This window comes from Mesorhizobium sp. M8A.F.Ca.ET.021.01.1.1, from assembly GCF_003998025.1.
Lineage (GTDB): Bacteria > Pseudomonadota > Alphaproteobacteria > Rhizobiales > Rhizobiaceae > Mesorhizobium.
Genome location: NZ_RZSJ01000278.1, coordinates 1 through 7,609, shown reverse-complemented (window position 1 = coordinate 7,609; position 7,609 = coordinate 1). Strand labels below are relative to the sequence as shown.

The window sequence follows — 7,609 nt, the reverse complement described above, 5'->3', positions numbered from 1 at the left end:
ATCATGCCCGACATCAAAAGTGTCCGCTCGCTTCTCGCATCGATGCGAGACAACTTCCCCCATGAGATACACCCTCGGGAATTCAACTATATCGATGAGCCGAAGCCGGACGGCTATCGAAGTCACCACATTGTTTTCCGGTACCGACCCAGAGCTGCCGACACCGAGGCTTTCGAGGGTCGACGCATCGAACTGCAAGTTCGGACCATACTTCAGCACTCATGGGCAACTGCAGTTGAGGCTGTCGGGCTATTCCGGCGCCAGGATTTGAAGCACGGAAAGGGCGAACAAGATTGGCTACGCCTTTTCCAGCTTATGTCGGCGGAATTCGCGCACATTGAGCAGTGCCCCGTTCATATCGGCGCTCCGGATCACAATGACAGAGTGCGAGAATTGCGGGATATCGACAGACGTATAGGTGCGACAAACACCTTAGAAGACATAAAGAATATTACTATTTACTCGACGAACTTCGCACAGCGGGCTGGAAAATCCAGATACTACCTGATCCAATATGGAAACGATCATAGTGTGACCGCAGAACCATTCCGAACTCTGATGTCAGGAGCGCGGAAATTGGAAGATATAGAGAAGAAAATCGAGATAAAGGGCAGTGATGCAAAGTCTGCATTGGTTGAGGTGGATACGGTCGAAAAACTTGTTGAAATGTATCCTAACTACTTTGGGAACGTCTCCTTGTTTGTAAGCAATCTGAAATCCATCTGCACGGGAAAGGCGGCGTCGAATACAGTCTAGGTCAATCGTGCCCGCGTCGTGCGCGGGGTGGCCAGCAGCAGGCTCGTTTCGCTACCCGTTATGCCGGGAATCAACCGGATACGCCGCAGCACCGCATCGAAATCCGTCAGGGATGCCGTCCCGAGCTCGACCACCAGATCCCAGCGACCATTGGTGGTATGGATGGTCGAGACTTCCGGGAAGCCGCCCAGTGCCCGGACCACGCGGTCGGCGGCATGGCCCTCGATCTCGATGAGCATGATGCCGCGGATGCGCTGATCGACCGCGTCGGCGCGCAACACCACCGTGTAGCCGATAATGTCGCCCGACCGTTCCAGCCGCTCCATGCGTGCCCGAACCGTGGCGCGCGAGACGCCAAGATCGACGGCGAGGTCCGATACGCTGCGCCGGGCGTCATGCCGCAGCAAGGTCACGAGCCGTTCGTCCAGTGCATCCATGGGGTACCATTTTGCTCAGTTTCGCTGCCATTATGATAAACTACGCTTTTCGGATTGCCAATTTTACCTGTTCGTATCGCCGGCTCGGCATGGTTCCCTCGCGGCCATCAGAACTTGGAGCGCGGGAGAAACAATGCGTTGCAGAATCGTCGGGGCACCCGTGCAGGACGGTGCCGGCCGAATGGGATGCGAAATGGGGCCGAGCGCGCTGAGGACCGCCGGGCTTGCTGAGATGCTGTCCGGCCTCGGCCATGCAGTGGAGGATATGGGCGCCGTCCAGCCAATTCCGGTAAGGCGCGTCGTGCATGGCAACCTGGCGCTGAAGGCCCTGCCCGAAATATCGGCCTGGACATCCGCCATTGCCGCCGCGGCCTACGCAGCAAGCGACGACGCCATGCCGATCTTTCTCGGTGGCGACCATTCGATCTCCGCCGGGACCGTGTCGGGCCTCGCCCGCCGTGCCTCGGAGGCCGGTCGCCCCCTATTCGTCCTGTGGCTCGACGCGCATCCCGATTTTCATACGCTCGACACCACCGCCAGCGGCAATCTGCACGGTGTTCCTCTCGCCTACGCCAGCGGCCAGGCGGGTTTCAGCGGCTATTTTCCCGATCTGCCGGCGGCGGTCGATCCCAAGCGTATCTGCACCATGGGCCTGCGCAGCGTCGACCCGGCCGAGCGCAGCGCGCTCAACCAGGCGGGCGTGATCGTGCACGACATGCGCGCCATCGACGAGCATGGCATCGCGCCGCTGCTGCGCGCCTTCCTGGCGCGCGTGTCTGATGAGGACGGGCTGCTGCATGTCAGTCTCGACGTCGACTTCCTCGACCCCTCGATCGCGCCGGCGGTCGGCACCACGGTTCCCGGCGGCGCGACGTTTCGCGAGGCGCATCTGGTGATGGAGATGCTTTCCGACAGCGGGCTCGTCTCCAGCCTGGACCTGGTCGAGTTGAACCCTTTTCTGGACGATCGTGGCCGAACCGCGACACTGATGGTCGACCTGACGGCGAGCCTGATGGGCCGCCGCATCATGGACCGCCCGACTCGCAGCCATTCAGGGAGCTTTTGACCATGACCGCGGCAAAACTGAACATCGTCCCCTTCGTCAGCGTCGATCGCATGATGAAGCTGGTGATCGCAATCGGCGTCGAGCGCTTCCTGACCGAGCTCGCCAGCTACATCGAGGAAGACTTTCGTCGCTGGGATCTTTTCGACAAGACGCCTCGCATCGCCTCGCACAGCCATGACGGGGTCATCGAGCTGATGCCGACAAGCGATGGGCGCCTCTATGGCTTCAAATACGTCAACGGCCATCCCAAGAACATGCGCCAGGGCCTGCAGACGGTCACCGCCTTCGGCGTGCTCGCCGATGTCGGCAGCGGCTACCCGATGCTGCTCACCGAAATGACCATCCTGACCGCGCTGCGCACCGCCGCGACATCCGCGGTTGCGGCCAAGTATCTGGCGCCCAGCGGTGCTCGCACCATGGCCATCATCGGCAATGGCGCACAGTCGGAGTTCCAGGCGATCGCGTTCAAGGCGCTGACCGGTATCGATCGGCTCCGGCTCTACGACATCGACAGATCCGCGTCGCTGAAATGCGCGAAGAACCTGGCTGGCATGGGATTCGACATCACGATCTGCGAAACAGGGCAGGAAGCGGTTGAAGGCGCCGGGATCATCACGACCGTTACCGCCGACAAGCAGAACGCCACCATTCTCACCGACAACATGGTCGGTGCCGGCGTCCACATCAACGCCGTCGGTGGCGACTGCCCGGGCAAGACCGAACTGCACAGGGACATCTTGCTGCGTTCCGACATTTTCGTCGAGTTTCCGCCGCAGACACGCATCGAGGGCGAAATCCAGCAGCTGGATCCCGACCACCCGGTGACCGAGCTCTGGCAAGTGATCGCCGCCAAGACCCAAGGCCGCCGAGAAGCCAAGCAGATCACGCTGTTCGATTCAGTCGGCTTCGCCATCGAGGATTTTTCGGCCCTGCGCTATGTGCGCGACCAACTGCAAGCGACCGGCCTCTATGAGGAGCTCGACCTGCTCGCCGATCCCGACGAGCCACGCGACCTCTTCGGAATGCTGCTGAGGGCGGCCGTGCAAACGGCAGCGTGAGGACCTCGACCAACACGAGCCCGTGGTTTTCTGGATGCCTGCTTTCGGGCGGACGTAAAGCCGACGTCGACGACCGAATGAGGCGCAAAGCTGCCGCGTCCTGGCAAATCTAGCATTCCCAATGCGGGGAACAACATAACGCTTTTGGTCACCCATCTCGCGTGGCCGAGAGGTTGGCCACAAGCCGGGCCACCGAGGTAACTTCGGCAAACACGCCAGTCCCGCCGGCGTGGAAATGCCCATACGGTCTCCTTCGACCAATATGAATCATAAGCCGTCCATCAAGGAATCCTGAATCCATTGAAACGCGACTGGTTTTAGCCCGGTGGCGCGGCAGCCACAGGCTGGACATTTCAGCCCACATGGAAAATGATCATGTTGCCGTGCACAATACTGCAGTGCTCTGATCTCGACGAAAGCCTGAGCGTAGAAGCGGATCAACCGACCTCCGGGTCTAGCGAGCGAGGACGCAGATGGACACCCCAGGGAACGGGCAATTGCATCGCGACGCGGGCGGCCGACCCCGTCGATCGGCCGGCTGGCTTGCCCGCGCCGCCCTGTCGGCGACATTCCTGCTCGGCATGGCTTTCAGCGGTACTGCGTTTGCGCAGGACCAGCCGCTGCCCGTGGTGACGGCGGCCAAGCCGGTGGTCCGTGAAATCGTCGAAGACGACGAGTTCGTCGGGCGCTTCGAAGCCGTCGACCAGGTCGCCATCCGTTCGCGCGTCAGCGGCTATCTGGACAAGGTCAGCTTCCAGGACGGCGCACTGGTCAACAAGGGCGACCTGCTCTTCACCATCGACCAGCGTCCGTACCAGGCGGCCTATGATGCCGCCAAATCGCAAGTGGACGTCGCCAAGTCACTGCTCGAATTCTCCAAGATGCAGCTCGATCGCGCCGACGAACTTGCCAAGACCGGCAATATCTCAACCGCGACGGTCGACGACCGCCGGCGGGAATACCTTTCGGCGCAGGCGCAGATGCAGGGCGCGACGGCGGCGCTGACGACGGCCAGCCTGAACATGGAATTCACCGAGATCAAGGCGCCCTTGTCCGGCCGCATCGACCGCCGGCTGGTGTCGGTCGGCAACCTCGTGCAGCCGGATTCCACCTTGCTGACCACCATCGTTACGCGCGATCCGATCGACTTCTATTTCGACGTCGATGAGCGCCTGTATTTCAGCTACGCCCGCGACGCGAAGGCGCGTGGCGGCACCATGCAGGAAGGCGCCGGCGGGCTCGATGTGGAGGTTCGTGTCGCCGACCGCGCGGAGGCGGTATTCAAAGGCAAGCTCGATTTTGCCGAGAACCGGATCGACAATGCGACCGGCACTATGCGGGTGCGTGCGACGTTTCCCAACGCCGACGGCATTCTCCAGCCAGGCATGTTCGGGCGCATCAATGTGCCGGGGTCGCTGCCGCATGGCGGCGTGCTGGTGCCCGACGAGGCGATCGGCGCCGATCAGGATCGCCGCATCGTGCTCCTGGTGGATGAGGCCGGGATGGTGTCTGCGAAGCCTGTGCGCACCGGCCCGCTTCTCGACGGCTACCGGGTGATCCGCTCGGGCCTGACCGGCGGCGAGACGATCATCGTCAACGGGCTGATGCACGCCAGGCCCGGCACCAAGGTGAAGGTCGAGATGGTGACGTTGCCGCCCAAGGCCGAGACCGCCGGGTTGCAGCAATGAGGTTCGCACATTTCTTCGTCGACCGCCCAATCTTCGCGTCGGTCGTTTCGATCGTCCTGCTGATCCTCGGCGGAATTGCCTATACCCAGCTGCCGGTCGCGCAGTATCCCGAGATCGCGCCGCCGACCATCGTCGTACGCGCGCAGTATCCGGGCGCCGACGCCGAGACGGTCGCTGCGACCGTGGCAACGCCGATCGAGCAGGAGATCAACGGCGTCGAGGGTATGCTCTACATGTCGTCCTATTCGTCGGGCGACGGGGCGATGGCGCTGACCATCACCTTCAAGCTGGGCACCGATCTCGACAAGGCGCAGGTGCTGGTGCAGAATCGCGTGTCGGTCGCCGAGCCGCGTCTGCCCGAAGAAGTCCGCCGCCTCGGCATCACCACCACCAAGAGTTCGCCCGACCTGATGATGGTCGTGCACATGCTGTCGCCCGACAATACCTACGACCAGCTCTACGTCTCGAACTACGCCCGCTCGCGGGTGCGCGACATACTGCTCAGACTGGATGGCGTCGGCGACCTCATCATCTTCGGCGAACGCGAATATTCGCTGCGCATCTGGCTCGATCCGGAAAAACTGTCCGCCCTGGGGATGACCTCGGGCGATGTAGTGCAGGCGCTGCGCGACCAGAACGTCCAGGTGTCGGGTGGCTCGATCGGCGCGCCGCCGACCAACACCGGCACGGCGTTCCAGTACACGGTCACCACGCAAGGCCGCTTCAACGATGCACGCGACTTCCGATACGTGATCGTCAAATCGACCGACGACGGCCGCCTGATCTCGCTGCAGGACGTGGCGCGCATCGAGCTCGGCGCCAAGGACTACGTCACCAACTCCTATCTCAACGGCAAACCGGCGGTGGCGCTCGCCATCTTCCAGCGGCCGGGCACCAATGCGCTCGCCGCGGCCGCGGAGATCCAGGACAAGATGAAGGAGCTTTCCCGCGACTTCCCGAAGGGGTTGAGCTACGACATCGTCTACAATCCGACCGAGTTCGTCGCCGAGTCGATCCAGGAAGTCTACAAGACGATCCTCGAGGCGATGCTGCTGGTCATCATCGTCATCATCGTCTTCCTGCAATCGTGGCGCATGGCGATCGTGCCGATCGTGGCGATCCCCGTGTCGCTGATCGGCACGCTGGCGGTGCTTTACGCCGCCGGCTTCTCGCTCAACATGCTGACGCTGTTCGGCCTCGTTCTGGCGATCGGCATCGTCGTCGACGATGCGATCGTCGTGGTCGAGAACGTCGAGCGCAACATCGCCGGTGGGCTGGCGCCCAATCCGGCGTCGCACCTGACCATGAACGAAGTCGGAACGGCCATCATCGCGATCTCGCTGGTGCTGATAGCCGTGTTCGTACCGACAGCCTTCATCCCCGGCATTTCCGGGCAGTTCTACCTGCAGTTTGCGATCACCATCGCGGTGTCGACGGCGATCTCGGCATTCAATTCGCTGACGCTTTCGCCGGCGCTGGCCGCACTGCTGTTCAAGCCGCACCACACCGCAGCGGCGCCGCCGCGCTTTTTCCTGGCGCGGTTCGGACGGGCGCTCGCCGACGGCTTCAACCGCGGCTTCGACAGGGTCGCCCATTGGTATTCGAGCATCATCCGCGTGCTGGTCGGATCGTGGATAGCGATCGCCGCCATGCTGGCTGTTTTCGCGGCTCTCATCTACGCCACGGTCTACATGGTGCAGACGGTGCCGCGCGGTTTCATTCCGTCGCTCGACCAGGGCTATGCGATCGTCGTCGTCCAGTTGCCGGACGGCTCCTCGCTGTCGAGGACCGATGCGGTCATCCAGCAGGCGTCGCAGATCATCCAGAAAACGCCGGGCGTCGACTACGCCGTCGCCTTCGCCGGCTTCTCCGGCGCGACCTTCACCAACGCCAGCAACGCGGGCGTGATCTTCGCCAGGTTCAAGCCATTTGACGAGCGATTGAAAGCCGGCCAGTCGGCGACCCAGGTCATCGGCAATCTGTTCGGCAGCCTGCAAAGCATCAAGGAAGCCTTCATCATCGCACTGCCGCCGCCGCCGATCCGCGGTGTCGGCAATGCCGGCGGCTTCAAGCTGCAGATCCAGGAGCGCAACAGCGCCGACATGCGGCAGATCCTGGCGCTTGCCTACGAAATCGCCGGCAAGGCCAACAAGACGCCGGGGCTGACGGGCGTGTTCACCACCTTCTCGGCGTCGAGCCCGCAATTCTTCCTGGCGATCGATCGCGACAAGGCGCGCATCCTGAACGTGCCGATCCCCAACATCTTCGAGACGCTGTCGATCAATCTGGGGACCGCCTACGTCAACGACTTCAATGCTTTCGGGCGCGTCTACCAGGTGCGGGCGCAGGCCGACCAGGCGTTCCGCCTCGATCGCGCCGACATCTTGAAACTGAAGGTGCGCTCGGCGAGTGGCGCGCTGGTTCCGCTCGGCACGTTGATCGAGATCCGCGACGTCACCGGCCCGGCGCTGGTCCAGCGCTACAACATGTACGTCTCGGTGCCGCTGCAGGGCAACGCCGCGCCCGGCGTTTCCACGGGCGACGCGCTGGCATCGATGGAAAAGATCACCGCCGCGACGCTGCCGGCCGGTACCTCCTATGAAT

Annotated in this window: 6 protein-coding genes; 5 read left to right on the top strand and 1 reads right to left on the bottom strand. The window is 62.6% G+C overall.

The genetic code is table 11. From position 1 onward, the window contains the following. On the top strand, positions 1–756 hold a 756-nt coding region (locus EOA36_RS20645), incomplete at its 5' end, for a RelA/SpoT domain-containing protein (RefSeq protein ID WP_148669435.1). On the opposite strand, the gene EOA36_RS20640 is transcribed toward EOA36_RS20645, so the two are convergent. Then, positions 753–1,193, bottom strand: coding sequence for an Lrp/AsnC family transcriptional regulator (locus EOA36_RS20640; RefSeq protein WP_095771477.1), 441 nt, complete (start codon positions 1,191–1,193; stop codon positions 753–755). The two genes, EOA36_RS20645 and EOA36_RS20640, sit on opposite strands and share 4 nt — an antisense overlap. Positions 1,194–1,326: 133 nt before the next feature. Between EOA36_RS20640 and rocF the strand changes: the two genes are divergently transcribed. The 4 genes from rocF to EOA36_RS20620 all read left to right on the top strand — a co-directional run. Continuing rightward, a complete protein-coding gene (gene rocF, locus EOA36_RS20635) occupies positions 1,327–2,259 on the top strand; it encodes an arginase (RefSeq protein WP_127279195.1) in 933 nt (310 codons plus the stop codon). Positions 2,260–2,261: 2 nt separating this feature from the next. After that, complete coding sequence (locus EOA36_RS20630; protein ID WP_127279194.1) at positions 2,262–3,317, top strand: ornithine cyclodeaminase; 1,056 nt, start codon at positions 2,262–2,264, stop codon at positions 3,315–3,317. 581 nt (positions 3,318–3,898) lie between these two features. Then, positions 3,899–5,005, top strand: coding sequence for an efflux RND transporter periplasmic adaptor subunit (locus EOA36_RS20625; protein ID WP_245464418.1), 1,107 nt, complete (start codon positions 3,899–3,901; stop codon positions 5,003–5,005). Next, a partial coding sequence (locus EOA36_RS20620) for an efflux RND transporter permease subunit (RefSeq protein WP_145969237.1) occupies positions 5,002–7,609 on the top strand: 2,608 nt, incomplete at its 3' end. The genes EOA36_RS20625 and EOA36_RS20620, both read left to right, overlap by 4 nt.

What these genes read in the sequence shown, in the direction of transcription:
- EOA36_RS20625 (WP_245464418.1), top strand. Translation starts at nt 3,899, where the DNA reads ATGGCTTTCAGCGGTACTGCGTTTGCGCAGGACCAGCCGCTGCCCGTG.
- EOA36_RS20640 (WP_095771477.1), bottom strand. Translation starts at nt 1,193, where the DNA reads ATGGATGCACTGGACGAACGGCTCGTGACCTTGCTGCGGCATGACGCC.
- EOA36_RS20630 (WP_127279194.1), top strand. Translation starts at nt 2,262, where the DNA reads ATGACCGCGGCAAAACTGAACATCGTCCCCTTCGTCAGCGTCGATCGC.
- rocF (WP_127279195.1), top strand. Translation starts at nt 1,327, where the DNA reads ATGCGTTGCAGAATCGTCGGGGCACCCGTGCAGGACGGTGCCGGCCGA.